Raw genomic sequence first — 26,833 nt, 5'->3', positions numbered from 1 at the left:
TGTAACTATTTAAGGTTGCATTTTGCCTAGAACCACTGCCTTTGTTAAATAAACCTGATTGCAGTGAATGCCGATTTTTCATCGGCAGCAACGGAAAGCCTGCCTACCGCAGGCAGGCGGGGCTGAAAAAACCGAAGAACTACGGACAATGTTTTTCGGAAACTCAATAAATAGGGCTTCTTTGAGCCTGAAAAGGGCTAGGACTGCAGTTTGTCCTATTAAAAATAAAAAAGGTCGAGATTGCAAATCCCGACCAACTATTGTAAATCCCGACCAAAGGAATGATTTTATACACCTATCTTTTTTACACCGGGTGGTGGAGGTACTGGCGGACGAATGCCTAAGATTTCATCTACAGTAAACTTTGGTAAAATTTTTTCAACCCTATTGATCTCTTTAAGGTCTTTTGGATCATTGGCAAATTTTGTTTTTTCCTTTTTTAAATAGTCCAATGCTTTTTGTTGCCCATCGCGGAGCAGATAAGCCACGGCTATATTGCAAAGTACATCTGAAGTGGGCTTCGCCACATAGTCCGCTTGTCCTACCTTGATAGCTTGTTCATAAGCCTTTTTTGCAGCATCTGGTTCTCCTATTTTTGTCAATAGGGCCCCCTTACAAATAAGGATTTCCAATACGGGTTTAATTTTAGTCGCCGAATCGGCCATTTTGATGGCTCTTTTGTACTCTTTTAATAAGATCAGGTTGCTCATTTTGCGGTGATAAGCTAATCGGTATGTAGGATCAATTTTAATGGCACTGTCTAGTAATAGATTGGCCTGTTTAATTTTTTGGTTCCTGTTACCTGGTTCCCACATCAATTTATGGGCTTTTTCATGAAGTTCTATTGCTTTTTTGTTGTAGTTAGTTTGCGAATGAGATACCAAGCTTAAGCTGAATAGGGCAAAAAAAAGAAGAAATTTCATTTGTAGTTGTTTGTTCAAATATAAAATTTTTATCTACAAGGATTTAAGGTCTTGTCAGTTTTTACAACGAAGACACTAAGTCCACTAAGTTTTTTTATGCTTTGTGATTTTGGTGCCTTTGTGTTTTTAAGTCTATAATTGGGCTATATCATCCGTTAGCGAGGACGCCAACTAGCGCAATGGGTTTTTACCACGAAGACACTAAATACACCAAGGTTTATGCATTGTGTTCTTGGTGTCTTTGTGTTTTTTAAATTTATAATTGACCATATCAAAAAAGTGATTTAAACGTACATCTATTGATTATTAGAATTAATATGTAGTTTTAATGTACTAAGTATAAACTATAATGGGATACAATAGACGAGAATTTATCGGGAGTAGCCTCGCCGCCACAGCTGTTTTGGCACTCCCCACAATGGATGCATTTGCTGCTCCGGATTTGCAGAAGGTACAGGCTGCCGAAGGCTTTTCTTTAAAAATTATGGCCCCTTATTGGGGTTTTAATGGTTCAGTAAGTGCTTTCTGTAAAAAGGCCAAACAAGATGGTTATGATGGGGTAGAAATCTTATGGTCGGCAGAAATTGCTAAAGAATTGTTTGCCGCTTTAAAAGAACACCAATTAACAGTAGGCTTTCTTTGTCGTGGTGATGAGCCAAATTTTGGGCCTCATTTTACCACTTTCGAAAAAGTATTGAAAGCAGCTGTTGGTAATCCATACCAAAAACCACTCTACATCAATGTACATTCAGGTAAGGATTTTTTCACTTACGAGGAGAACAAGAAGTTTATTGATTTTACGGTGCAATATGCAAAAGAAACAGGTGTACCTATTTACCACGAAACACATCGGTCGCGAATGTTGTATTCGGCTCCAGCCTCGCTACGTTATTTACAAGAAAACCCAGCATTACGTCTTACCCTAGATATTTCTCATTGGTGCAATGTGAGCGAAAGTATGCTCGAAGACCAGCAAGGCACGGTTGATTTGGCCATTTCTCGTACAGACCATGTACACTCCAGAGTTGGTCATGAAGAAGGACCTCAGGTAAGCGATCCACGGGCACCAGAATGGAAAGCAGCAGTAGCTGCACATTTTGCCTGGTGGGACAAAGTGGTTGCAATTAAAAAACAGCAAGGCAAAATGTTAACCATGTTAACTGAGTTTGGTCCACCTAGTTACATGCCAACGCTTCCTTTTACCAATCTTCCAGTTGCCGATCAATGGGGTATCAATGTTTACATGATGCAGGCATGGAAAAAAAGATATTTATAAGAGGGATTTACTGGCGACTAACGGCATGGTTTAACCAGCTTTTAACCAAGTATTTAATGCATTTATTTTTGATCAAAAGTTTTTTTTCGTAATTTTTTAAAAAATTAACCAAATGACAGATATCCTACAAACCTTATCAGATGAAGTAATTGGCTTTTTGGGCATTAGTGGCCTGATTAAAATGGTACAGTCTGGCAACTATAGTTCTTTGGCAACCTTGGATGGTATACAAAGTCTCTTGTGGCCGATCATTCCTTTTTTGCTCTTATTCGAAATTATCAGGGCCGTTTTTTACAAACGTTTTAAGGTAGAAGATTACCGAATTCCTTTTTTGGTATTTGTAGTAAATCGTTTTATCTCACGTTTTATCTCTATTGCGGCCGTTGGCTTCTGTATTGGCTTGTTTGAAAAATGGGCCATATTTACCACTACCTTTACCTGGTACTGGTTAATTTATGGCTATATTGTATGGGAACTTTCACATTTTGTATATCATTATTTTGGGCATAAAGTAAGAATTTTGTGGTGTTTACATTCTACACATCATGCACCACAGCAAATGAACCTCACGGTTAATTTTGCCCACTTCTTTTTAGAGGCGCCTTATGCCGATGTGGTTCGGACTTCAATCTGCATCCTTTTGGGCGTTAACCCTGCATTGATGTTTTTCATTATGTTTATTGATGGTTTCTGGGGCTCGTTTATCCATATTGGAGAAGATACGATGAAAGATGCCAGATTGGGTTTCTTAAACAGAATATTGCTTACCCCTTCGCATCACAGGGTGCACCACGCTAAAAACCCATTGTACATGGACACTAATTTTTGCAATCTTTTGAACGTATGGGACCATATTTTCAAGACTTACCAAGATGAAAGAAGAGAAATGAAAATTGAATATGGAATTACCAGAGAAATGAACCCTAACAGTTTATGGGATGTTTATTTTGGTGAGTTTATTTGTTTGGGCAAAGACATTGCTGCGGCACCCACACTCAAAACTAAATTGCTGTACATTGTAATGCCACCAGGTTGGAGTCATACAGGCGATCATAAAACGGCCAAAATAGTAAGAGAATCGTTTATTGCCGAAGAAAACGAACAGCAAGAGGTAAAGATTGGAGATGCTGCTAAGGTAAGTGCTTAAAATAATCTGAAAAGAGATCATCAATAAACAATTCAGCCCTATCTTTTGAATAGGGCTGAATTGTTTTTACCATTAATGGCAAGCAATTTTTATGCAGATTAGCGCATTAATTTGCTTTTGTATTTAACCAAGCAGCCCTTAGTTTTAGCTGTTCTGGGGTTGGCGATGCCATTTCATTTAAGATATTAAACTGCTTTACATCTTGGAATTCTACAGGCTGACTTAATTTTACCTCAATAGAATTGCCATTGGCATCTTTTCTAAGCACCAACATGCTGAAAGTATCACCTGTTTTCATGCTTACCCTTACGCTATCTAAAAACTGTTGCACTTTAGCTACTTCTGGAAGTTTAAGGTCGTTAATGGCCAAGATTTGGTCACCTTTTTGGATTCCCAATTTTTTGCCATAACTGTTCATCGTGGTATCAGCAACGAATAGATTTTTTGTTGTTGGGTTATAGCCTAATCTTGTGCCACCTGTATTGGCTTTTTTAACCAAAGCCACATCTTGGTAGTCAACGCCAATTGAAGCAAAGATTTCTTTGTATGGCAATTTTTTATCGCCACCAACATAGGTGTTCAAGAAGGTGCCGATTTCTGGGTAAGTCAATTTCGTAATCGTAGCAAACAGCTCATCATCTTTAAATGATTTGTTTTTGCCATAGGTTTTAGACAAGTCCTTCATCAGGTTTTGTGTACCATATTTGCCTTTAGAGAGTTCTCTTAGTTTAATATCTAAGCAAAGCCCAATCAATGCACCTTTTTCATATACATTGCCATATTGGTTCTCATAAGTATCCAATACACCTTTAGACATTTTTGTAAAGGCCAAAGTATCATTGTAGCGCATGGCATTGTTCAATTTCGATTGTTGTGTTTTCAGGTAATCCTTAAAATCAACCAAACCATATTTTACCTGCATGTGGTGTGCTGCATATTCTGTTAATCCTTCGTACATCCACAGGTGTGCCGACATTTTAGGATTATCGTAATCAAAGTTTCCAATTTCTTCGCTATGGATATTCAATGGGGTTACAATATGGAAAAACTCGTGAGAACCTGTTTCTCTAACACTTTGGGCAAGTGCTTCTGGCGTAAAACTTTCAGGAAGGAAGTAAAAAGAAGAATACGAATGTTCTAAAGCACCATAGCTTCTTATTTTTGGGTTATCAGTTAAGCTGATGATAAAAGCATATTTGTCTACGGGTAGTGTACCGCCTAAATATTCTTTTTGTGCTTCTAACGTTCTTTTTAATTCTTTGGCAATTACAGCAGAAGTGGCTTTGTTGTTTGGAGAATAAAGTGAAATTAAAATCTCTGCTCCGCCAATATGTAAAATTGTAGTATCTGGCTTATTGTACATCATAGGTGCATCTGCTAGGCTATGATAATCTGGAACAAGGTATTGGTCTGTAGTAGCATTGATGCGCTTTGCTTTAAGTGAAGTAGAGCCATAAAAATCGGCAGGTTTGGTAATGGTTACTTGATAAGGGATATTTTTCTCTCCATCAAAATAACCAAAGAACCCAAAATTGTTGATCACAAACATTTTGTCTTTGTCAATATTTGTTCCGGCAGGTTGAAAAATCTCAGCTCCTTTAATCTCAGGGCTGTCCCAACTGTCATCAACCAAATAGGTGATTTTTACCAGCTCTTTTGCATTGGTAATTTTCCAAGAGTCAACATTTTCTTGGCTCACTTTTAATTCGGTACCATTTTTATCAAAAGCTTTGAAATTTGAAATGTAACGGCCAAAATCGTAAATGGCATAAGTGCCCGGTACCATTTTAGGTAAATGGAAAATGGCTTCACTGCTTTTTAATTTAGGGGTTAATAGGGTTACTTCTAGTTTGTCGTCCTTTACATTGTTGAGGTTAAGACTGTACTTATAACCAGAGGTGGAGGTACTTTGCTGTGCAAAAGCCGAACTCGCTCCGATAAGAAGTAAAAAATAGATCAGGTGTTTTTTCATTGATTTTATTTTTTAAATAGATAAATTTAGGGGTGTTAAATAATAGGTTTAGAGTGGTTAAGATAAACTAAGTTACAAAAAATAGCGTTTTTTAACAGTTCACATTAAATACATGGCATTAAGGATAAGGTCTGCTCTCCAACCCATGCACTGGGCGATACAGATTTTATGAAAATAGGGCTATCGTTATTTGTTTTAGACAAGCCATAAAAGCTGTAAATTAGTAAGACTGTAAATCGCTTAATCAGATAAATATGAAAGCTCCAGAATCGATTATTCCCATTCTTTATTCGAAAAATATAGTAGAAAGCATTAACTATTATACCAATATTCTTGGTTTTGAAAGCGAGTGGATATGGGAAGATTCGCCAACATTTGGCGGTGTAAACTGGGGAGAAGTAAGGCTCTTTTTTTGTAAAGATGGACAAGGCAGCCCTGGTACTTGGCTTTGCATTAATGTGGTAGATGTTGATGCCTATTATGAAATGATTAAACAAAGGGGCGCCCAAGTGCTTTCACCACCAGAAGATAAACCTTGGTTCATGAGAGAAATGTTGGTGCAAGATCTAGATGGACATATTATTCGTTTTGGCCATGGAATTGAATGTGATTAATACTTGAACTCGATCCAATTTGTCATGCACATCACACACTTCAAAATCTCTACAGATTTAGGCATTAAACTTGTATTAAAATAGGTCCTATGCATTTTGATCAATTGATAGTTTTAGTGAGCGGATTTGTAGATCAACTGTTCAAAAAGAAACTCAGCCCTTGTCTCTATTTTCATAATCTTACCCATACACTTTATGTGGTTAAGGCCGTGCAAGAAATTGGCTACCATGTACAGTTAACTCAAAAACAACAAGAAACGGTTACACTTGCGGCCTGGTTTCATGATACAGGTTATACGGAGGCCTACAAAAACCACGAATTGGTAAGTGTAGAAATTGCAACAGAATTTTTGATTAGTGTGGGTGTGGTAGGCGATCAGCTGGCCGATATAAGGGCTTGTATCTTGGCCACACAGTATCCACAACACCCTAGTAACTTAATGGAAATGGTAATCTGCGATGCAGACTTCTATCATTTTGCTATTGATGATTATACACAATTTGCTGCTGCATTGAAAAAAGAATGGGAAGCCGAACTGGGCCACTGTTACACTACACAACAATGGAATAATATTAACCTCGAAATGTTGCGTAACCATCAATATTTTACTGCTTATGGGCAAGAAATACTCCAGAAAAGCAAAGAACATAACATCGGCAAATTGAAAGCATTCTTTTAAACCAGAGGGATTGTTTTACTTTGCGATTGGCACATTTATTTCCTTAATTTAAGCAGATGAAGATTTTAGTGATAGAAGATGAAAAAGCAGTACTAGATAGTATATTGGCCTATTTTACCGGAGAGGGCAATATTTGTGAGTATGCCAATACCTACGCTACGGCCTCAGAAAAGATTGCACTTTATAGTTACGACTGCATCCTTTTAGATTTGGGATTGCCAGATGGCGAAGGAATGCAATTACTGGACATGTTGAAGAAGATGAAAAAAAAGGATGGGGTACTGATCATTTCTGCACGACATTCTTTGGATTCGAAATTGGCTGGATTAGACTTAGGTGCTGATGATTATTTGGTGAAACCTTTCCATTTGTCCGAGCTAAAAGCAAGGGTGAGTGCCATTGTACGGAGAAAGAACTTTGATGGCGATAACATTATTACCTATAACGAGATCAGTATAGATGTACTGGCCATGACAACTATCGTAAATGGAAAAGGAATTGTACTAACCAGAAAGGAATTTGACCTTTTGGTTTATTTTTTGGCCAACAAAGGCAAAGTAGTAACTAAAAATGCAATGGCCGAACATTTATGGGGAGATGAGATGGATATTTCTGATGATTTTGATTTTATCTACACCCATGTTAAAAACCTAAGGAAAAAATTATTGGAGGCGGGTTCTCAAGATTACCTGCGTTCGCTATACGGCATTGGCTATAAATTTGGAGGATAGTGAAATTAGCTAACAAATACAATCGTGTTAACATCATCACTTCCTTGGTGGTATTGGTCATTACTGGCATTATTTATTATGTAGTGATCCATTTTATCCTGACAGAGAAATTAGACAAAGACCTTGCGGTAGAAGAAGATGAGATTAAACAATATGTAGCTACCTACCATAAGCTACCCTTGGCTTCTAGTTACATAGATCAACAGGTGTATTATAAGGAATTGGCCAAGGATGTTCCCGATGTACGTTTATTTCATTATACCAGTTATAACAATGCCAAGGAGCATGAAACAGAACCTGGCAGAAGCCTAATCACATCGGTTAAGGTAAACAACAAAAGATACGAGGTAACAATCATCAAGTCGAGGGTAGAATCGGAAGACCTGGTGCGGATTATTTTATTGATTACACTTGGGGTTACCATTATTTTGTTGGCCGCCCTGATTTTGATCAATCGTTTTGTGCTCAATCGTTTATGGAAACCTTTCTATACCATTCTTAATCAGATGAAAACTTACGAATTGGCCAAGATGGACGATATTGCCCAACAACAAACCAGTATAGACGAGTTTAAAGAGTTGAATGATTCGGCCAATGCCATGGCCGCAAGGGTAAGACAGGATTATAAGGAGCTGAAAAGTTTTGCCGACAATGCCTCTCATGAAATGATGACTCCTTTGGCCATTATCAATTCAAAACTTGATTCGTTATTGCAAACAGATTCTTTTACCCCAGAACAAGGTGCCATATTAGAAGATGTTTACCATGGGGTAGGTCGTTTGTTTAGGCTCAATCAATCGTTGTTACTATTGGCCAAAATAGAGAATAACCTTATTCCAGATATTCAAGATATAGATTTGCAGGAGCTGTTGGTTAACAAGATCAGACAGTTTCAAGAGCTTTTTGAAAAAGATGGATTAAGCTTAGTGCAAACACTTGAGCCAAGCCAGGTACGGATGAGCCGATATTTGGCCGATATTTTATTGAATAATCTTTTTAGCAATGCCATTCGGCATAACCAAAATGGAGGTTCCATTGAGGTAGTACTACAGGCCAACTCTTTACAGTTGATCAATACAGGTAAGGATATTGAGTTGGATGATCAATTGTTTGAGCGGTTCTCTAAATCTACAGCTTCAGAAGGAATGGGATTAGGGCTCGCCATTACCAAACAGATCTGTGCCCTATATGGTTTTGTAATCAGTTACCGTCGTAAGGATGAAAAGCATTGTTTTACAGTTGTTTTTAACCCCAAATCTTAGCTACAGAATTACTACATAATTAGGTTTTAGCTTTATATTAAAATTTAAAACCATGAAAAAAATAATTGTATTTCTGTTCTTATTGTGCTTCGTAACCACCGCAAGTTTTGCACAAAAACTAAGTGCTAAAAAAGTACCTGCAGCCATTACCGCTGCTTTTGCAAAAAACCATGCTTCTATTACCAAAGTAAGCTGGGAAATGGAAAAAACCAATTACGAAGCTGGATTTATGCTCAATGGCAAAGAAACTTCGGAGGTTTATACTGCCCAAGGTGTGTTGGTAGAAACCGAAGTAGCGATCAATGTAGCCGAATTGCCAGAAGCAGTAAAAATGAAGCTCAAAGGCAAAAAAGTAGCAGAGGCTGCAAAAATTACCAAAGCCGATGGTACAGTAGTTTACGAAGCAGAAGTAGGTGGCAAAGATTTGCTGTTCGATGCTAAAGGTAACATGATCAAATCATAACCATTGACATTAATGAGGGGGAAGATAACCATAGGTAGTTTGCTGTTGTTATGTACAGCAACTACCTGTTTAGCGCAAAGGCAAGATTCTTTACTGATGGATCGCTCTAAGGAGATCGATCTCAAAAATATCTACACTGAAATTAAGCCCGTAAAATTTAGGGTAGCACCATTTATTGCCCCTGCATTATTAATGGGCTATGGTTTTGCGGCCGTGTATAACAAAGGGGCACTTAAAGAATTAGATGAGAGCACAAAGTATGAGCTGCAAGAAGACCATCCCTTGTTTGCTGCTCATGTTGATGATTATATGCAATTTGCCCCAGCACTGGCTGTATATGGACTTAACCTTTCTGGAATTAAGGGTAAACACAATTTGTTAGATGCATCGATGTTATACGTTACCTCTGCTGCTATTATGGGGCTTTCTACCCATTTTGTGAAACAAGGCGTACATCGGCAAAGACCAAATGAATCTGGCTATAATTCATTCCCGTCTGGGCATACTGCTTCTGCTTTTGCAGCGGCCGAATTTCTGCATCAAGAGTATAAAGATGTTTCGCCGTGGTATGGTTATGCAGGGTATTTTGTAGCAACAGCTACAGGCACCTTAAGAATGTACAATAACAAACATTGGTTTAGCGATGTGGTGGCGGGAGCAGGCTTTGGAATGGCCTCAACCAAAATTTCTTATCTGGTTTATCCTTATATCAAAAGATTGTTTAGTGGTAAAGGCGTACAAAACCTTTCCATTATGCCCATGAGACAAGAAGGTGCCAATGGATTTGTAGCCAATTATCACTTTTAATAAAAAGGACTAAAGACCACAGATTTACCATGTGTTTAACAACGAGCTTAATGATTATTAGCTATATTTATATTGATCATACATTTCATATCTAATTGTAATTGAATGAAGATTGCTCGATTTTTTTTGGTCTTTTGTTGCCTATTAATAGTGCAAACCATAAAGCTATCTGCACAAAGCTTGACCAGAAACATAGACTATTTTTTGGGTGCCGCTACAAAATATAGCCCAGTTTTAAAAGATTACAAAAATCAACAACAAAGTATCAGAATAGATAGCCTGTTGATATTGGCTGCAGCAAAACCACAGGTTACAGCAAGCTCGGCAGGTATGTATGCACCTATAGTTAAGGGTTATGGCTATGATGAAGTGCTTACAAACGGACAGGCCTTGGAAGCCTTATTAAATGTTAATTACGATTTATCCAATAAAAGAAGGGTCAAAAATCAATTAGAGGGCATCAAATTGCAGAGCGATTCAATCCAGTATGCAGGCACACTTTCACTTTTTGATCTCAAAAAATCCATTACAGATCAGTACATTATTGCCTATGCCAGTCAACAACAAGTAGAATTTAACAAAGAGGTTACTACGCTGTTGAAACAAGAAGAAGCTTTGTTGAAACAGTTGACACGCAATAATGTGTACAAACAATCAGAATACCTTAGCTTTTTGGTTACCCTACAGCAACAACAACTCTCGTTGAAACAAGCGGAACTGCAATATCAGAATGATTATGCCATGCTTAATTACCTTGCTGGCCTAACCGATACGACTAGAATATCTCTGGCAGAGCCGCAATTAGATCACCCCATTTCAAAGGCTGCAAAAGGCTTTTTTGCCAAAAGATTTGATATCGACAGTTTAAAAAATGTGAACCAAAAAACAGCAATTGACTTAAACTATCGACCTAAATTTGGACTTTATGCCAATAGCGGCTATAACTCGTCCTTTTTATTGCAGCCTTACAAAAATTTTGGTGCAAGTGTAGGTTTTACCTTATCGGTACCTATTTACGATGGCCACCAGAGAAAAATGCAATATGAAAAACTAGACCTGGCCACTTTATCATCTCATTATTATAAAGATTTTTTTATTCGACAACAGCAGCAACAGCTGGATATGATTTTGCAACAGCTAGCTGCTACAGATCAATTGTTTGTACAGCTTAACCAGCAAATTAAATTTGCAAAGGGTTTAATAGAGGTAAACAGTAAGCTGTTGCGTACCGGTGATGTAAAAGTGGTAGACTACATTATTGCCATTAACAACTATATGGCCGCAGTTAACCTTTTCAGGCAAACCACTACCAATCGCCTGAAACTGATCAATCAATTCAATTACTGGAACAAATAATATGAACAGGTATTTCAAAGCTTTATCCAGCATAATTTTTGCCATGTTAATAGGCATTGGCTGTCAGCAAACTGACCCTGCAACAGATGAAGAAATAACAGCCATTACACCAGTGCAGGTAACTGCTGTGGCCGACAGCTCATTGAGCGAATCGATAGAAGTTACCGCTGTATCAGCCTATCTCGAAAAAAGTTATGTAAAGGCAAACATTAATGGATATGTAGAGGCTTCTGCTGCATTAATGGGTAAACAAGTAAGTAATGGACAGTTACTTTTTAGCCTCATTACCAAAGAAGCTAAAGCTATAGGCAATAGTATTAACCAACTTGATCCTGAACTAAAGTTTTCTGGTATTTCTAAAATCAAAGCTGCTCAATCTGGACTAATTGTTCAGGTAAATCACCAAAAGGGAGATTATGTGCAAGATGGCGAAGCCTTGGCCACCATCAGCAATAGGAATAGTTTGGTGTTTTTATTAGATCTGCCCTACGAGTTTAACCAATTGATCAACAGTAATCCCAACTTAACAGTTGAACTGCCAGATGGTCAAAAGCTGAGCGGAGCACTTGCTGGTACCATGCCTTCGGTCGATTCGTTGGCGCAAACCCAAAGGTATATTGTAAAAGTCAATTCGACCAATGCCATACCAGAGGGTTTAATTGCCAAAGTTAAATTGGTTAAAGCAAGTCATCCGAATGCACAGGTATTACCAAAATCTGCAGTATTGGCTAATGAAACAGAGGATCAGTTTTGGGTAATGAAAATGATCAACGATTCTACAGCCGTAAGGGTTGATGTTAAAAAAGGAATTGAAAGCCATACGTTGGTAGAGGTACTGAGCCCTAAGTTTGATAAAAAAGACAAAATAATTAAGACCGGAAATTATGGCATTGCCGATACCGCAAGAGTGAAGATCCTGAAATAAGCTTATCCAGATGAAGAATTTTTTCATTTCCCATAAAAATCCAATTCTTGCCGTACTGGTGATCATCCTGTTGGGAGGGGTTTATTCTTTCCAGCAATTAAAAACCTCTTTGTTCCCAGAAATCACTTTTCCGAAGATCAAGATCATTGCCGAAGCCGAGCTGCAGCCAGTTGATAAAATGGTGGTAACGGTAACCCGACCATTAGAGAATGCCGTGAAACAGGTGCCTAACCTGCAATTGGTAAGGAGCACCACCAATAGGGGGAGCTGCGAGCTGTCTGCTTATATGAATCCTGGAGCAGATATTGACCTGAGCCAACAAAGAATTGAAGCACAGATTGCCAAAATCAGCAACAGCTTACCACCTGGGGTTAATATTTCTGTAGAGAAAATGAACCCTTCTATTTTACCTGTAAGTGGTTATAGCTTAGAGAGCCATAGCAAATCTCCTGTCGAACTAAAAAAAATAGCCGATTTTACGGTTAAACCCTTTTTATCTCAGGTAGATGGCGTTTCAGAAATTAGGGTAATTGGGGGCAAGACTAAAGAATACTGGATTGAACTTGACCTGCAAAAAATGCAGACTTTAGGAATCAGTCCAGATCAAATTGGCACATCACTAAGTCAGACCAACTTTATCAAATCAAATGGTTACCTGTCTCAATATAACTACCTCTACTTATCGGTAACTGATGCTACCGTTAAAACCAAAACAGATTTAGAAAACCTGGTACTCATTAGAAGGGGAGCTAGAGTTGTAAAGATAAAAGATGTAGCGCAGGTTAAAATACAAGAGAGTGTTGAGTATACCCGTATCAATGCCAATGGAAAAGATGGAATTCTGATTGCCGTAATTAAGCAACCCAATGCCAATCTGGTAGATTTATCTAACCAAATGGCAGTTAAGGTTAAACAATTGAAAAAATTGCTACCTGCGGGTGTAAGCATTAAACCTTATTATGTACAGGCCGATTTTGTAAACGAATCTGTTAAAAGTGTAAAAGATAGCCTCTGGATTGGATTGGTTTTGGCTATTGTTGTGGCCATTATTTTTTTACGATCGCTCAAGGCCAGTGCAACCATTCTCATTACCATTCCGGTAACGCTTTGTTTAACCATAATTGTGCTCTATTTTATAGGTTATTCTTTAAATATCATGACATTGGGTGCTATTGCAGCTGCCATAGGCCTAATTATAGATGATGCCATTGTAGTGGTAGAACAAATTCATCGAACCCACGAGGAACATCCAGAAGAACCTACTGTAAGTTTACTGAACAAGGCAATCGATTATCTGTTCCCGGCCATGTTGGGCTCGTCAATTAGTACGATCGTAATTTTTATTCCTTTTGTGTTGATGACTGGGGTGGCGGGCTCTTATTTTCAGGTAATGACCAATACCATGATCATTACCTTGGTTTGCTCTTTCTTTGTAACCTGGATGGTATTACCTGTAATTTACTTGCTGTTAACCCGTAATTCGACACAAAATACATCAACCGCAAATACAAAACTACAAGAGGTTAAATCGCAAAACTGGGTTCGTTATTTTATCAGCAAACCTGCCATCAGTATCATCTTGATGTTGTTGCTCATCGCGAGTATGGTATTGGTATTCCCAAGATTAGAAACCGGCTTTTTGCCCGAAATGGACGAAGGGAGTATTGTGCTTGATTATGCTTCCCCGCCTGGAACTTCTTTAGAAGAAACAGACCGGATGTTAAAAGAAGTAGAAAAAGAGCTGGTTAAAATACCAGAGGTACAAGCCTACTCTCGAAGAACGGGTACCCAGATGGGATTTTTTATCACAGAACCCAATACAGGCGATTACCTGATCCAATTAAAGCCCAATAGAAATAAATCTACAGATGAGGTGATTGCCGAAATTCGGAGCCAAATAGAAAGTACCCAGCCCGCATTAAAGGTAGATTTTGGTCAGGTAATTGGCGATATGTTGGGCGATTTAATGAGTTCGACACAGCCCATAGAAGTGAAGATTTTTGGCAATGAACAAGAGCAGTTACAAACACTTGCCAAAAAGGTAGCTGCCATTGTTGGTCGTGTAAATGGAACAGCCGATGTATTTGATGGGATTATTCTTTCTGGTCCAACGGTAAACATCCAACCCAACTTTAGCCTGCTTGCCCAATATGGGATTACACCCGCCAGTTTCCAAATGCAGGTACAAACCGCAATACAAGGCAATTTGATTGGCGATTTATATGATAAACAACAACTATCGCCCATTAGGATGGTTTATCCCTATAGCAGGAGTGTAGGTGTTTCGGCCATCAATAACTTGAAGATCTTTTTAGCTGATGGTACAGCGATTCCAATCCAGAATTTAGCAAAAGTGGAGATTACTACAGGAAGCGCTGAGATAGAACGTGAAAACCTGCAGTCGATAGGTGTGGTAACTGCCAGGTTAGACAATAGGGATTTGGGCAGTGCCATGAAAGATATCCAGGCCGCAGTGAATAGTAAAATCAGTTTGCCTTCTGGTTACCATATTGAATACGGTGGCGCCTACAAAGAGCAACAGCAGTCTTTCTCAGAATTGTTGATCATATTAATTGCCTCGAGCTTATTGGTGTTCAGTGTCATCTTATTCCTCTTTAAAGATTTCAAGATCGCATTTTTGATCTTGGTTATTTCCGTACTCGGAATTTCTGGTAGTTATTTGGCTTTGTTCTTAACCCATACCCCACTTAATGTTGGTAGTTATACCGGCTTGATCATGATTGTTGGAATTATTGGCGAAAATGCCATTTTTACCTTCCTACAGTTTAAAGAATCATTGCATGATAAAAATGTAGACGATGCCATTACCTTTGCCATTTCTACACGGTTAAGACCAAAATTGATGACCGCTCTAGGAGCCATTATTGCCCTTGCCCCATTGGCTTTAGGCATAGGGGCTGGAGCACAATTGCACCAGCCTTTGGCCATTGCCGTAATAGGAGGTTTCCTTATAGCATTACCACTTTTATTGATTGTATTGCCAAGTTTGATCCGGAAAATTTATGCAAAAACTTAAATGCTATTAGGGTCTGTTTTTAATTTATTACGAGCCTATTTGCCCAGTTCTAAGACCTGAAAGCTCCCTGCAATTCTTTTAGGTCGGGTATTTGGCGTAGTAGCTTTCTCAAAATCGGCAGTAGGTAAAAATAAGTGATGGCTAACCGGATCTAAAGCAATGGTTCTTGCGCCATTTTTGCTCTTGATGGTCTCTTGTACCACAAATTTTTCGGCAGAAATTGCTTTGACTACCGTAATTGTTCCTTCGCCATTAGAGCTGTAGGCTGTTTTTAAAACAGGGTCGAAAACTACACCGTCACTGCCATCACCAATAGGTAATTTAGCTATATGGCGACCTGTTTTAGCATCTAAAATGAGCATCACCTTATTGGCACAAACGGTAAACAATCTCGATGTTGCTCTATCTATAGCTAAACCAGAAGGCTCTTCACCGCCTTTTAATGGGTATCTCGAAAGTACTTTATAGGTACTGGCATCAAAACATACAATCTCTGCCTTGTCTTCAATGTTGACATAGATTTTTCCTTTGCCATCAGAAACACCTGCTTCGGGTTTGCCTCCCAATGGGATAGTAGCCACAACTTGATCTGTTTGCGGATCAATGATACTGGCATCCATACTCTTGCCATTAAAAACAATAACTTTTTTAGAAAAATCATCAAAAAAAGTGGCATCTGGATTTTGCCCAACTGTTACCTGACCTATCACGGCAGCTGTATTGAGGTTAAAAACAGTACAAGTACCAGTTCTTCCATTGCTGGTATATCCTTTTGCAAAAGGGCTGGCTATCGCAATGCCATGCACACCTAATGTATTTTTGATGATGCCTGTAGAATCGCCAGTAATGGTATTGATGATGTTAACCTGGTTGCCATGAGAGATGTACAACCTATTGTTCTTTTGGTCAACAGATAGGTAATCCCACCCACCATCGCTATGTATTTGATGGGTTTTGATAAGATGAAAACCCGTTTTTTGTTGGGCAAAACCAAAACTGCTAATGCCGAACAGACTTACTAGGAGTAGAAATTTATTTTTCATGATCTTTTTTAATTATAAATTAAAACAAACACTCTGTAGCAATACTGTAGTTGATGGATTGGTGAAATAAAATCTGAGACTAAAGCTAATCAATTGAGCAAGTTTTCGAACCTATTAACGCTAATCATTTTAATATCTTTGTTTATTGAATACGATGTACATGAAACATATATTAGATAATCCAATTTACCATGCGCTAATCTCTGGCCATCAAGCTTTTGCAAAAGGCACCGATCAGGCAAACTATTACCAAGAAGATATTGCTTCATTTGCAGGGCTAAAAGATAATTCAGCAGCGGATTTTGAAGCTCTTTATCAAAATAGCCCTGAAGCAAGTCTATTTGTTGTTTTTACACCCGAACCAACGGTTATACCCGAAAACTGGAAATTGCTTACCCACATTGATATGTTCCAGATGGTTTATGAACCTAAAGAAATCCCAACAGGAGCAGATGCAGACTTCACAGATCTCACAGCTGATGATGTTCCGGAAATGACTGCTTTGGTAGAACTGACCCAGCCTGGGCCATTTAGACCTAGAACCATTGTTTTGGGTAACTATACTGGCGTATTTAAGGATGATCAATTGGTGGCAATGGCAGGACATCGATTTCATCCAACGCCCTATACAGAGGTAAGTGCCGTATGTACCCATCCAGATCATTTGGGCAAAGGTTATGCTTACCAACTGTTACGCGAACAGATCAAGAGGATATTAGATCGATCTGAAACACCTTTTCTACACGTACGAAATGATAACCATGGGGCAGTTAAATTATATCAAAAACTCGGCTTTAATATTCGTACTGAAATGATTGCCTACGTAATTCAAAAAATTGCCTAACGAATAGCTTTTCTTAAAAATGATCCAGAATTAAAACTTTGTATTTACTTTAGTAAGCCAAAGCAAAAGGTTAAAAATGGACAAAAGTAATTTAGTAGGTATCGTTAGTTGTGTAGCCGTTTTTGTATCCTTTCTTTTAGCCTTGTTTTTGCTTACTGTAAAAACAAAAAATAAGCTAAGCAATGTGCTTTTTGCATCATTCATTATCCTAAGTGGGATAGACCTGAGTGGCTTTTTTGTTGTTTATTTTGTAGAAGACCAATTAGGCATAGAAATGTTCAGAGAACAGACTTCGTTCCTGATTATGCCTTTCTTTTACCTTTATGTGTTATCTGTTTGTTATACCGATTTTAAGCTAAGGCCCAAACATCTATTACATGTGTTGCCTTTTATCATCGCCAACCTTGTGGTAACTCCGGGGGTATATTTGGCTAATCAAGCAGGGAAAGAGCTTTTCTTTAACCATTATATGGATAGACCCGAAACACTTTTTTTAAGGGTATTTATAGACACGCAGTTTGTTTTTTATATTGTAGCTATCCTTTTGGCCTTAAGCAAATTCAAAAAAATCTATCTCGAAAATTATACCGATCCGAGTAATATTACCTATCGCTGGCTGTTTCAATTGACCATGGTTTCTGTGGTGGCACACAGCTTTGTAATGATCAAAAATATTTTAGTGTATAAGAATTTAACCACCATTTCTATTTGGGCCAATCTTTTAGTAGGTGTAATTGCCTTGAGTGTTTTATGCTGGTTTGTTTTAAAGGCATTGTACCATCCAGAGCTTTTTAGAGGGGTAGATTCAAAACTACGTTTGGTAAAAGATATCTTGCCTGCAATTGACCAAACATCAATTGAAAAAACTGAGGTTGAAAATGAGGTTGAACATAAGGTTACAGAACTGAAAACATTTATGAGCAAAAACGAACCCTATTTAGAACCGTCGTTAACCATACAAGATTTAGCTAACCTCATCAATATGCCTGTTCGTGAGCTTTCTATTTTAATCAATCACCACCTAGACCAACATTTTTTTGATTTTGTAAACGAGTACCGAATCAAGAAAGCCATGGAGATGTTGAGAGACCCTGCAAAAAGTAAGTTAACCGTACAGGAAATTTTATATTATATCGGTTTCAATTCTAAATCCTCCTTTAATACCGCATTTAAAAAGTACACCGATTTAACGCCAACTCAATACCGTAACGGTTCCTAATCAGGTTGTTGTAAAAAGTCGTACGTGCCATTTTAAAAGGTCGAACCATTTTCTTTCTGAAAAAAAGGTACGACTTTTTTTGTCGGACGTTATTGCCCCATTTGTCGAGCAACTTTGTCTCAACAAATAGAAAAAACATGAAAAGACTTATTGTAATTGCTTTATTAAGCAGCTTGTCTATGTGGGTAAATGCACAAGTGCAATTGAAAGGAAACGTAAAAAATAACCAAGAAGCTATTGGTTGGGCCAATGTAATTTTATTAAATACCGATGGAAAACCAGCAACCGGCGATCTGACTAAAGAAGATGGCTCTTTTCAATTAAAGATCAAAACTGGTATTTATAAACTCAAGATCAGTTTTGTAGGTTACGAGACATTGGAAAAACAACTTGTTATAGAAAAAGATACAGATTTAGGTACCCTTCAATTAAAGGCTCAAGGCAATAATTTGAACGAGGTGGTTGTGGTAGCCAAAAAGAAAATGATCGAATATAAAGCCGATCGTTTGATCTTTAATGTAGAGCAGAGTGTAATGGCCAGTGGAGGTAATGCTATCAATGCCATAGGTTCGGCACCGGGTGTACTGCTTCAAAATGACAACATCAGTTTGTTGGGTAAAGGCTCGGCTCGTGTAATGATCAACGGACGAATGCTTGAACTGACTGGCCAAGAATTGATCAATTATTTGAGTTCAATTGCTGCAAGTGACATTAAAAGTATTGAGGTAATCAATAATCCACCTGCCAAATATGAGGCCAGTGGCGATGGTGGACTGATTAACATTGTGCTCAAAAAAGGGGCAATCAATGCTTGGAAAAACTCAACCAACCTTGCTTACGATCAAAGTAGATATGGTTTCTTAAGCTTGAACAATAGTTTCTTTTACAATAAAGACAGGTTAAAGTTCTCTTTTAATGCTGGAGGTAAAGTGGGCAATATCAAATCGAGAGAAGATTTGGATACCTTTTATCCCAATGGTGTATGGAAATTGAAGAGCGAAGGCAAAGGCAAACAAGACAATGTAACTACGGGTATGGCTTTAGATTATGATCTTAGCCGTAAAACCACCATTGGCGTACAGTATTTGGGTAGTTTTAACAACCCAGATCGTGCAGACCACACTAGCATAGAGATGAATGATGTTAATCATCGCCTGCAATCTGTATTGGTTACCAACGCCGCAAACGACCTCAATAATAAAAGCAATACTTACAATGCACATCTGGTATCTACTTTAGATACACTAAATAGAAAGATTTCGGTAGACCTCGATTATTTCAGCTATGGTGCCAAAATAGACAACAACTTTGTATCGAATACCTTTTTACCTAGTGGCGAATTTTTAAATACCAACCAGTCGGCCAGAAATATCTCTAACCAAAACATCAACAATTTTGGCCTTAAAATAGACATGGAGCACCCCTTTAAATTTTTCAACCTTTCTTATGGCGTTAGGTTCAGTTTTGTAAACAGCAAGGCCGATGTAAAATATTACAATACCATTGGTGGTACACCTGCTTTTGACCCAAATCGGTCCAATGAATTTGATTATAAAGAGCGCAACCAAGCATTTTATCTGAATGGGGTGAAGCAGTTGGGTACCAAACTGAGTTTGCAATTGGGCTTAAGGTTAGAAAATACACAGACTGAGGGTTATTCTTTCACCATCAACCAAAAAAATACCAATACCTACCTGAAACTGTTTCCAACGGTTTACCTCTCTTACCAAAAAAACGAAAACCACAATTTTGCTTTTAGTTATGGTAGAAGGATAAACAGACCTAGTTTTGCCAACCTCAATCCTTTTCGTTCTTACTTAAATAGCACCAGCTACTCTGAGGGGAATCCCTTTTTACAACCCTCATTTAACGACAATTTCGAATTTACACATGTGTATAAAGGAAACTTAAGAACCAATATTTTCTTTAATGTAACCACTGATGGTTTTGGGGTCATCTTTACTTCAGACGCCAACACCAATACACAGGTAATTAGCAGACAGAACTACTTTAGAGAATATTACTATGGCATAGGCGAAACTTATAACATTAATGTAGGAAACTGGTGGCAGAGCCAGAACATGGTTTACCTATTGGGTTCAAAAACCAATTTCACCAATGCCATTAATGCCACGCCAAAAAATGGAATACAATTGTACTTGAGCACAAATCATACTTTTGCTATAGGTAAAACAACCAAGCTACAGGCCGATTTCTTTTTTACTTCTAAAGTTAAAAGAGGCTTGTATGAAGTTGGAAATATGTATGGATTGAATGTTGGGCTAAGACAAGACCTGATCAAAAATAAGATGCAGGTATCAATATTAGCGAACGATATTTTCAATACCGCTTACCTTAAAAATTATACTTCAGTAGTAAATGGAATTAAACAAGTCTATAGCGAAAACAACAGCAGTAGGTTCTTTAGACTATCGTTAGCCTATAATTTCGGAAATACAAAGATCAATGTCAAAAATAGAGGTTTTGGTAATGAAGAAGAACGCAAAAGGACCAACTAAACCAGAGAATGTTTCTAAATAGAAATGAGATTTCAGCCGTGGGCATACATTGGTTAGTTTTGTCGAAAACAAAAACAAATGTCGAAAACAAAACTTACAATTAACAATAACGGATCGGTGAAGATAGAGGGCGATTTTGAAATCGTAGATAGAAATGGAGATGCATACGGATTACAAGGAAGAACAGTTCTTTCGATCTGCAGATGTGGTCTTTCTAAAAACAAACCTTTTTGCGATGGGTCGCACAATGGCCATTTTGAGCATGAAGCTGTTGCTTTTGATCTGCCACCTAAAAAAGTTTAAGCGTAGAATCTAAGTCATTTCTGGCTTAAGAAAAAACGTACAGTTAAAGCATCAATCTGAAAAGGTTGGTGCTTTTTTGTTTTTGGAAACAATTTTTTTTGAAAAGTTTTGCATACTTAGAACTTCTATGTATAATTGTGGAATGAAAGAGCTAAATAAAGAATTGATGGCAAGCTCATTAGCGCCAATTGTATTATTGATCTTAAGGGGCCAAGAGAGTTATGGATATCAGATTATTCAAGAACTTAGGGATAAGACCAAAGGACAATTAAATGTGGCAGAGGGTACACTGTATCCAGTTTTAAAAAAAATGGAAGCTAAGGAGTGGATTGAAGGGAACTGGAAAAAAGCAGAATCAGGTAGAGAAAGAAGATATTATGCCCTTACCGATAAGGGTAAACAGGAGCTTGAACAACAATATTCGCAATGGAATTTTATAAACGACCTAATACATAAACTATGGAACCATCCACTTTCAACCTCCAACAGTCTGTTGATGACTATATCTCAGTGATCAAAAGCCAAGGAAGCCTAACCAATGCAGATGTTATAGAATTAACTGCTCATTTACACGATGCGACCGAAGCATTGCAGCGGAATAACCTTACAGAAGAAGAAGCATTTTTAATTGCACGTAAACGATTGGGGCATGCAGAAATACTTACCGAAGAATATGCCAAGGTAAATACCACGGTAACGATAAATAAAACATGGGCTTATTTATTTTTAGGTTTTAATCTCATTTACTCTGTTCCGGCAATTTTATTGATAGGTATTTGCTCGGTTTATTTAACCGTATATAAGTTTTATGAAGTCTCTACCACCTCTACCATCATCATTACCACATTCCATCTGCTGTTCACTTGTTTTGTCTGGTACTTTGTGAAGCAAAAAAACAAGATCTCCAAATTTATTGAGAAACAGATGAATGAAAATATGAGCCGTATTGTGCTGATTTCTTTTGTGCCAATGGTCGTATTTGCATTCTTGTTGCCCAAACTGCTCAGATGGAATATTTATTACGCCTTAGTTTATCCTGGGCATAAATTCTCAAGTTTACTAGCCGAATTTAGCCAGTTGTTTGCCATTATTAATATCCTGCTGGCTATATTAAGTTTAGTTTTTAGTATCCATAAAAATGAAGGTCTTAATCTTAAGGCATTATTTGAAAAACCCTCAATTGTAGCACTCATCTGTTTTGGCTTTGTCATTGAACTCTTTGCAGCATCTACAAGAATCATGCAGACAGGGTCAATAATGTTAAATGCCGCCATATTTGGAATGGTATATTTTATGGCTAGCTTTTTAATTGCATTTTATAATAAAGGAGGAAAGGTTAACAAATACATCTTTTTCTTTTGTGCACTTGGAGTTAGCTTAGAAACCATTGTAGGTATGAGGGCAGACAGTTTTAGAACTAGTGATAATCAACTTACTATATATTTTGTTTCGGCCATGCTGATCTGCATTGTAGCAGGTAGGTTATTGGGTACCAGCACAAAAAGTATGCGCAATTTAAAAACAGCTTCATAAATTTTTTGAACGAAATATGCCAAGCATCAATCTGAAAAGGTTGGTGCTTTTTTGTGTTTGAACAAAATGATAACATCATCCATTTGCAAAAAACCTGCAGGAGCACTATTTTTATAGCAAAGCTGATCCAATGAACTATAACACCATTCTGCCAAGTGCAGATCTCGATTCTTTTGTTAAATGTTATTGGACATTGGAGGGCCCAGCGTACCCCAATCCTGAAAAACAAAGGATTGTGCCTGATGGTTGCATGGAAATGATATTTCATTGTGGCGACTTGTACGAGCAATATTTTGAAGATGGAAGCCATATTGTACAGCCCAAAGCTTTTGTGTTTGGACAGATTACTAAACCATTAGAAATTAGGCAGACCGGCAAAACAGCTATTTTTGCCATTCGTTTTCACCCCCATGGCTTCGTCCCTTTTATCTCTGTACCAGCAAGTACGATGGAAAATAGGGCGGTTCCTTTACCAGAACTGTTTGGAGCTAAAGGAGAGCAGCTGGAAAAAGAAATCCTTGCAGCTGCAACCACAGTAGAGCGAATCAAACTGCTCGAAACATTTCTGATCAATTGTTTGGTGAACGAGGAAGCTGTAGACCGTTTAATTAAATCGAGTATTGAAACCATGTTAACCTTAAACGGCCAAATGAGTGTTGCAGCATTATCGAAAGAGTTGGCCATCAATAGGCGTCAATTAGAACGCAAATTTGCTACACTGGTAGGTTTAAGCCCTAAACAATTGGCCAAGATATTTAGGTTGCAGGCTACTTTAAAAACATTATTGCTCAAAGGACAAGCACCTAGCCTTACCGTGATCGCTTATACCGGCGATTATTTTGATCAAGCACATTTTATTAAAGATTTTAAGGAGTTTACAGGGGTAACTCCTAAAAAGTTTTATGCAGGTAACCTCACCATGTCTACGTTGTTTGCAACTTTCGAATAAGCTGTCGCATTTTTACAATTTCGAGTTTTAAAATAGCTCCACTTTTGTGAAATAAACAAACACATTTTAAAAAATAAGTACATGAAAAGTATAACCAGCCTATTTACAGTAGTAGTGATCAGCAGCTTAATGGCTAGCCACAACATGAAAGACCTTTATTTTTTAGCAGGAACTTGGAAGGTAGAGAAAAAAGAAACCTATGAAACCTGGAAACTGAACAAGGACAATTTACTGGAAGGCAGTTCGTACAAAATTAAAACAGGCAACAAACAGGTTGAAGAAGAGTTATCCATCAAAATGAGTGCAGAAAAAATTATTTACACGGCCAGAGTGCTGAACCAAAATAATGCACAACCAATAGCTTTTGTATTGAATAAAGAAGTGCAGGGCAAATTTTCATTTGAAAACCCGAAGCACGATTTTCCCAAAAAAATACAATACACCAAGCTGAATGATACCACGCTTTTTGTGGCTGTATTGGGCGATGGGGATAAAGGCTTCTCGTACAAGATGTTTAAGCAAAAATAGTGGCGTATTTAGTAACATTTTAGTATTTTTAGCTATCTAAATATAAGGCTGGCCAATGGTTGGTTGGCCATTATCCTATTGAAAAAATACAGATGAAAAACATTGCCTTGATCTTCATGTTCCTGTTGGCGAGCAAATTTGCTGACGCCCAAAATGCACCTTGTAAAGGACATCCCTTATTTGCCAGTAGCTTGGCCAACCATACTGTAACCGAGTGTGTAGAAAAAGAGTACGACCAAATGGAAATCTACCAAAAAGATAAGGTTAAAGGTCGGATAGATTTTATCAAACAAGGCCCTAAGTTTATGGTCAGTTATAAGTTTAATGGCGACTTTCAGAGCCGTCCATCAGGTGTACAGATTTGCCAAAACTATGTAAATGCCATTGAAAAAGCAGGTGGAGAAATCTTATATCGGGCAGATAATTATTTGTATGGTAAACTTAAAAAAGGAAATGACCTTTATTGGGTAGGAGTATATACAGATGGATCTGGTTATTATTCGGTAACCAGCATTAAGGAAGAAAAGATGAAACAAGATGTTGTGGCCAGTGCTGATGAGATTAAAGGGAATATCCAAGAAGAGGGCAAAGCTGTTTTTTATGGTATCCTTTTCAATACAGGGCAGGCCGTTCTTTTGCCCGAGTCGGCAGCAACCTTAACAGAGATGGCCAAATTTTTAAAGCTTAATCCAAATATGCAGGTATACGTTGTAGGGCATACCGATAATGTGGGCGATTTTAACCAGAATTTGATTCTTTCAAAGAATAGGGCCAATGCCGTAGCTACAGAACTGGCCACTAAATATGGGGTAAACAAAACCCAGATCAACGCACAAGGTGTGGCCTCTTTAGCCCCAGTTGCCAGCAATGCCAACGAAGAGGGCAAAGCCAAAAACAGAAGAGTTGAATTGGTATTAAAATAGCTTAATTGTGAGCTATTGCCTTATAAAAAGCATCACGGTAAACCTCTCCTAGCGCAATAGTTTGATCGCCTATAATTACCCTGTTCCGTTCAATACTGGTAATCTTATGGAGGGCTACAATAAACGACTTATGGATACGCATAAACTGATCAGCAGGTAACTGCTCTTCAGTTTTTTTCATGGTCTGTAAACTGGTAATCTTTTCTGTAGCGGTATGGATGATCACATAGTTTTGTAAGCCCTCAATAAATAAGATATCAGCTACATTAATCCTTATCAATTTGTACTCTGTTTTTACAAAAATGTGGGTCACCTCTTTTTCCTTTACCACTGCTGCGGTACTTGGGTTTTTGGTTTCGGCTAAACCTTTTAAAATCAGTTGTACCTTTTCTACCGCTTTGTAAAAACGTTCAAAAGAAACGGGTTTTAATAAATAATCTACGGCATCATTTTCAAAACCTTCTAATGCATATTCGGCATAGGCGGTGGTTAAAACCACCAAACATTTTCCTTTTACAATCTTCATAAATTGTAAACCACTCAGCTCGGGCATCTGTATGTCTAAGAAAACGAGATCTACTTCGCCTTCAATTACTTTGTTTAGGGCCTCAAGGGGGTTAACAGTACTAAAACTTAGCGTTAAAGATGGCACTTTAGAGATATAATGTTTTAAAACATCAATGGCTAAAGGTTTATCATCTACAACTATGCATCTAATCATAAAGGTCAATTTTTAAATCAACAATAAAGGTATCAGTTTGCTGGTCAATTAAAAGCTCATGCCTGTTCGGATAGATCAGGGCCAAACGCCTTTGTACGTTTACCAAACCTATTCCGCCAGTTTTATCCTTCTTTGCCGTATTAATTTTATTGCGCAAATGGAGGTGAAAAGATTGCCCATCAATAGCAATCAAAATCTGGATGGGTTCTTCACTGTTTTTAAAAATACCATGTTTAAACGCATTTTCTATAAAATTAATTAAAATTAAGGGAGCAATCTTTTGCTGTGCTACTGTACCTATTACCTTAAAGTTGATATGCGAAAAGCCCTTCTGCCCAATTTTTTGCAGCGCAATAACATTGTTCAGGTAATCTATTTCATTGGTTAGAGGTACATAAGGATCGTCGCTTTCTCTTAACATGTAACGCAACAATTCAGAAAGTTTGAGCAAAGCCTCTGGTGCCTCTTCAGATTGTTGTTGGGTAAGCGAATAGATGTCGTTAATGGTGTTGAACAAATAATGAGGGTTAACTTGTGATTTTAAAAAGGCCAATTCTGTTTTGAGTTGTTCTTTCTCTACCACTTCTTTCTCGGCACGGATGGTACGCCAATCCATTAAATAACTTAGCAACAAACCTAAAAATATGTTCAAAAAGTTAGCGCCAAGTGCAACAATAAAAGCGAAAAAGAAGTCGAGGTCTAGGCTATAGCTTTTCCAACCAATTAATGGATACACAATCTGCTCCATTAAGTAATAAAGTGGACTAAATACCAAGATACAACCCAATAAAGACAGGATGTATTTGAAGATACTGCCCCTTTTTAAAACATAGGGAACCAACAAAAGATAGTTGACATAGAAAAACAAGGCCGAACAAGTAACCTGCAAAGCCTTAACGGGTAATACAATAGAGAGGAAGATGGGCCAATCGAACTGGGTGCCTAAAACTCCTGTGCCAAAAGCGACCAGCAAGACCTGCGTTAATACCAACAACCAATAGCCAATATGTAAATAGAATAATAATCGTTTGTTCATGGTTTAAAAGTAGTTTAAAATA

Annotated in this window: 26 protein-coding genes; 20 read left to right on the top strand and 6 right to left on the bottom strand. The window is 37.8% G+C overall.

The features are described 5' to 3' along the window. Positions 1-287 precede the first annotated feature (287 nt). Positions 288-923, bottom strand: coding sequence for a tetratricopeptide repeat protein (locus AQF98_RS16130; RefSeq protein ID WP_055132982.1), 636 nt, complete (start codon positions 921-923; stop codon positions 288-290). Between the two features lie 325 nt (positions 924-1,248). Continuing rightward, positions 1,249-1,347: a hypothetical protein gene (locus AQF98_RS22455; RefSeq protein ID WP_369816928.1), complete on the bottom strand. Its 99-nt coding sequence runs from the start codon at positions 1,345-1,347 to the stop codon at positions 1,249-1,251. Between AQF98_RS22455 and AQF98_RS22270 the strand changes: the two genes are divergently transcribed. Next, a complete protein-coding gene (locus AQF98_RS22270; protein WP_369816927.1) occupies positions 1,327-2,199 on the top strand; it encodes a sugar phosphate isomerase/epimerase family protein in 873 nt (290 codons plus the stop codon). The two genes, AQF98_RS22455 and AQF98_RS22270, sit on opposite strands and share 21 nt — an antisense overlap. 112 nt (positions 2,200-2,311) lie before the next feature. Continuing rightward, entirely contained in the window at positions 2,312-3,346 is a 1,035-nt protein-coding gene (locus AQF98_RS16120) for a sterol desaturase family protein (protein ID WP_055132980.1), read from the top strand. 106 nt (positions 3,347-3,452) lie between these two features. Here AQF98_RS16120 and AQF98_RS16115 read toward each other — a convergent pair whose 3' ends face one another. Continuing rightward, entirely contained in the window at positions 3,453-5,318 is a 1,866-nt protein-coding gene (locus AQF98_RS16115) for a peptidase M61 (RefSeq protein WP_055132979.1), read from the bottom strand. A 254-nt stretch (positions 5,319-5,572) separates the two neighbouring features. On the opposite strand from AQF98_RS16115, the gene AQF98_RS16110 reads away from it, so the two are divergent. From AQF98_RS16110 to AQF98_RS16070, 9 genes are all read left to right on the top strand, one after another. Beyond that, positions 5,573-5,932, top strand: a complete 360-nt coding sequence (locus AQF98_RS16110) for a glyoxalase superfamily protein (protein WP_055132978.1) — start codon at positions 5,573-5,575, stop codon at positions 5,930-5,932. 89 nt (positions 5,933-6,021) lie between these two features. After that, positions 6,022-6,612: an HD domain-containing protein gene (locus tag AQF98_RS16105; protein WP_055132977.1), complete on the top strand. Its 591-nt coding sequence runs from the start codon at positions 6,022-6,024 to the stop codon at positions 6,610-6,612. Positions 6,613-6,668: 56 nt separating this feature from the next. Then, positions 6,669-7,343, top strand: a complete 675-nt coding sequence (locus tag AQF98_RS16100; RefSeq protein WP_055132976.1) for a response regulator transcription factor — start codon at positions 6,669-6,671, stop codon at positions 7,341-7,343. After that, positions 7,343-8,605, top strand: coding sequence for a HAMP domain-containing sensor histidine kinase (locus AQF98_RS16095; RefSeq protein ID WP_055132975.1), 1,263 nt, complete (start codon positions 7,343-7,345; stop codon positions 8,603-8,605). The genes AQF98_RS16100 and AQF98_RS16095 overlap by 1 nt, the downstream gene beginning before the upstream one ends. Positions 8,606-8,657: 52 nt before the next feature. Further along, positions 8,658-9,068 (top strand): PepSY-like domain-containing protein, encoded by a 411-nt coding sequence (locus tag AQF98_RS16090; RefSeq protein WP_055132974.1) that lies wholly within the window; start codon positions 8,658-8,660, stop codon positions 9,066-9,068. Positions 9,069-9,080: 12 nt separating this feature from the next. Then, on the top strand, positions 9,081-9,875 hold the full coding sequence (locus AQF98_RS16085) for a phosphatase PAP2 family protein (RefSeq protein ID WP_055132973.1): 795 nt from the start codon (positions 9,081-9,083) through the stop codon (positions 9,873-9,875). A 150-nt stretch (positions 9,876-10,025) separates the two neighbouring features. Beyond that, positions 10,026-11,231 carry a TolC family protein gene (locus AQF98_RS16080; RefSeq protein WP_055132972.1) on the top strand — a complete coding sequence of 402 codons (1,206 nt, stop codon included), beginning with the start codon at positions 10,026-10,028 and terminating at the stop codon, positions 11,229-11,231. A 1-nt stretch (position 11,232) separates the two neighbouring features. After that, complete coding sequence (locus AQF98_RS16075; protein ID WP_055132971.1) at positions 11,233-12,156, top strand: HlyD family efflux transporter periplasmic adaptor subunit; 924 nt, start codon at positions 11,233-11,235, stop codon at positions 12,154-12,156. 10 nt (positions 12,157-12,166) lie between these two features. After that, positions 12,167-15,193 carry an efflux RND transporter permease subunit gene (locus tag AQF98_RS16070; RefSeq protein ID WP_055132970.1) on the top strand — a complete coding sequence of 1,009 codons (3,027 nt, stop codon included), beginning with the start codon at positions 12,167-12,169 and terminating at the stop codon, positions 15,191-15,193. A 35-nt stretch (positions 15,194-15,228) separates the two neighbouring features. On the opposite strand, the gene AQF98_RS16065 is transcribed toward AQF98_RS16070, so the two are convergent. Beyond that, positions 15,229-16,236, bottom strand: a complete 1,008-nt coding sequence (locus tag AQF98_RS16065; protein WP_055132969.1) for a YncE family protein — start codon at positions 16,234-16,236, stop codon at positions 15,229-15,231. A 160-nt stretch (positions 16,237-16,396) separates the two neighbouring features. Here AQF98_RS16065 and AQF98_RS16060 point away from each other — a divergent pair, with 160 nt between their 5' ends. From AQF98_RS16060 to AQF98_RS16020, 9 genes are all read left to right on the top strand, one after another. After that, a complete protein-coding gene (locus AQF98_RS16060) occupies positions 16,397-17,080 on the top strand; it encodes a GNAT family N-acetyltransferase (protein WP_055132968.1) in 684 nt (227 codons plus the stop codon). Positions 17,081-17,156: 76 nt separating this feature from the next. After that, complete coding sequence (locus AQF98_RS16055; RefSeq protein ID WP_055132967.1) at positions 17,157-18,299, top strand: AraC family transcriptional regulator; 1,143 nt, start codon at positions 17,157-17,159, stop codon at positions 18,297-18,299. 137 nt (positions 18,300-18,436) lie between these two features. Next, positions 18,437-20,818, top strand: a complete 2,382-nt coding sequence (locus tag AQF98_RS16050) for an outer membrane beta-barrel family protein (RefSeq protein WP_055132966.1) — start codon at positions 18,437-18,439, stop codon at positions 20,816-20,818. 78 nt (positions 20,819-20,896) lie between these two features. Next, the gene (locus tag AQF98_RS16045) at positions 20,897-21,121 is read left to right on the top strand and encodes a CDGSH iron-sulfur domain-containing protein (protein WP_055132965.1); all 225 of its coding nucleotides are present in this window, start codon (positions 20,897-20,899) and stop codon (positions 21,119-21,121) included. 142 nt (positions 21,122-21,263) lie between these two features. Then, entirely contained in the window at positions 21,264-21,635 is a 372-nt protein-coding gene (locus tag AQF98_RS16040; RefSeq protein WP_055132964.1) for a PadR family transcriptional regulator, read from the top strand. Further along, positions 21,581-22,654, top strand: coding sequence for a permease prefix domain 1-containing protein (locus AQF98_RS16035; protein WP_152969739.1), 1,074 nt, complete (start codon positions 21,581-21,583; stop codon positions 22,652-22,654). The genes AQF98_RS16040 and AQF98_RS16035 overlap by 55 nt, the downstream gene beginning before the upstream one ends. A gap of 130 nt (positions 22,655-22,784) precedes the next feature. Continuing rightward, the gene (locus AQF98_RS16030; RefSeq protein ID WP_055132962.1) at positions 22,785-23,603 is read left to right on the top strand and encodes a helix-turn-helix domain-containing protein; all 819 of its coding nucleotides are present in this window, start codon (positions 22,785-22,787) and stop codon (positions 23,601-23,603) included. A gap of 81 nt (positions 23,604-23,684) precedes the next feature. Continuing rightward, the gene (locus AQF98_RS16025) at positions 23,685-24,131 is read left to right on the top strand and encodes a DUF6265 family protein (protein ID WP_055132961.1); all 447 of its coding nucleotides are present in this window, start codon (positions 23,685-23,687) and stop codon (positions 24,129-24,131) included. A 92-nt stretch (positions 24,132-24,223) separates the two neighbouring features. Continuing rightward, positions 24,224-25,054: an OmpA family protein gene (locus AQF98_RS16020; protein WP_055132960.1), complete on the top strand. Its 831-nt coding sequence runs from the start codon at positions 24,224-24,226 to the stop codon at positions 25,052-25,054. Between the two features lies 1 nt (position 25,055). Here AQF98_RS16020 and AQF98_RS16015 read toward each other — a convergent pair whose 3' ends face one another. Then, positions 25,056-25,775, bottom strand: a complete 720-nt coding sequence (locus AQF98_RS16015; protein WP_055132959.1) for a LytTR family DNA-binding domain-containing protein — start codon at positions 25,773-25,775, stop codon at positions 25,056-25,058. Continuing rightward, positions 25,768-26,811, bottom strand: coding sequence for a sensor histidine kinase (locus AQF98_RS16010; protein ID WP_055132958.1), 1,044 nt, complete (start codon positions 26,809-26,811; stop codon positions 25,768-25,770). The genes AQF98_RS16015 and AQF98_RS16010 overlap by 8 nt, the downstream gene beginning before the upstream one ends. Between the last annotated feature and the right edge of the window lie 22 nt (positions 26,812-26,833).

It is taken from the genome of Pedobacter sp. Hv1, assembly GCF_001412215.1.
Lineage (GTDB): Bacteria > Bacteroidota > Bacteroidia > Sphingobacteriales > Sphingobacteriaceae > Pedobacter.
Note: the sequence above shows the minus strand (reverse complement) of the source record. Positions and strands in the feature narration are given on the sequence as shown.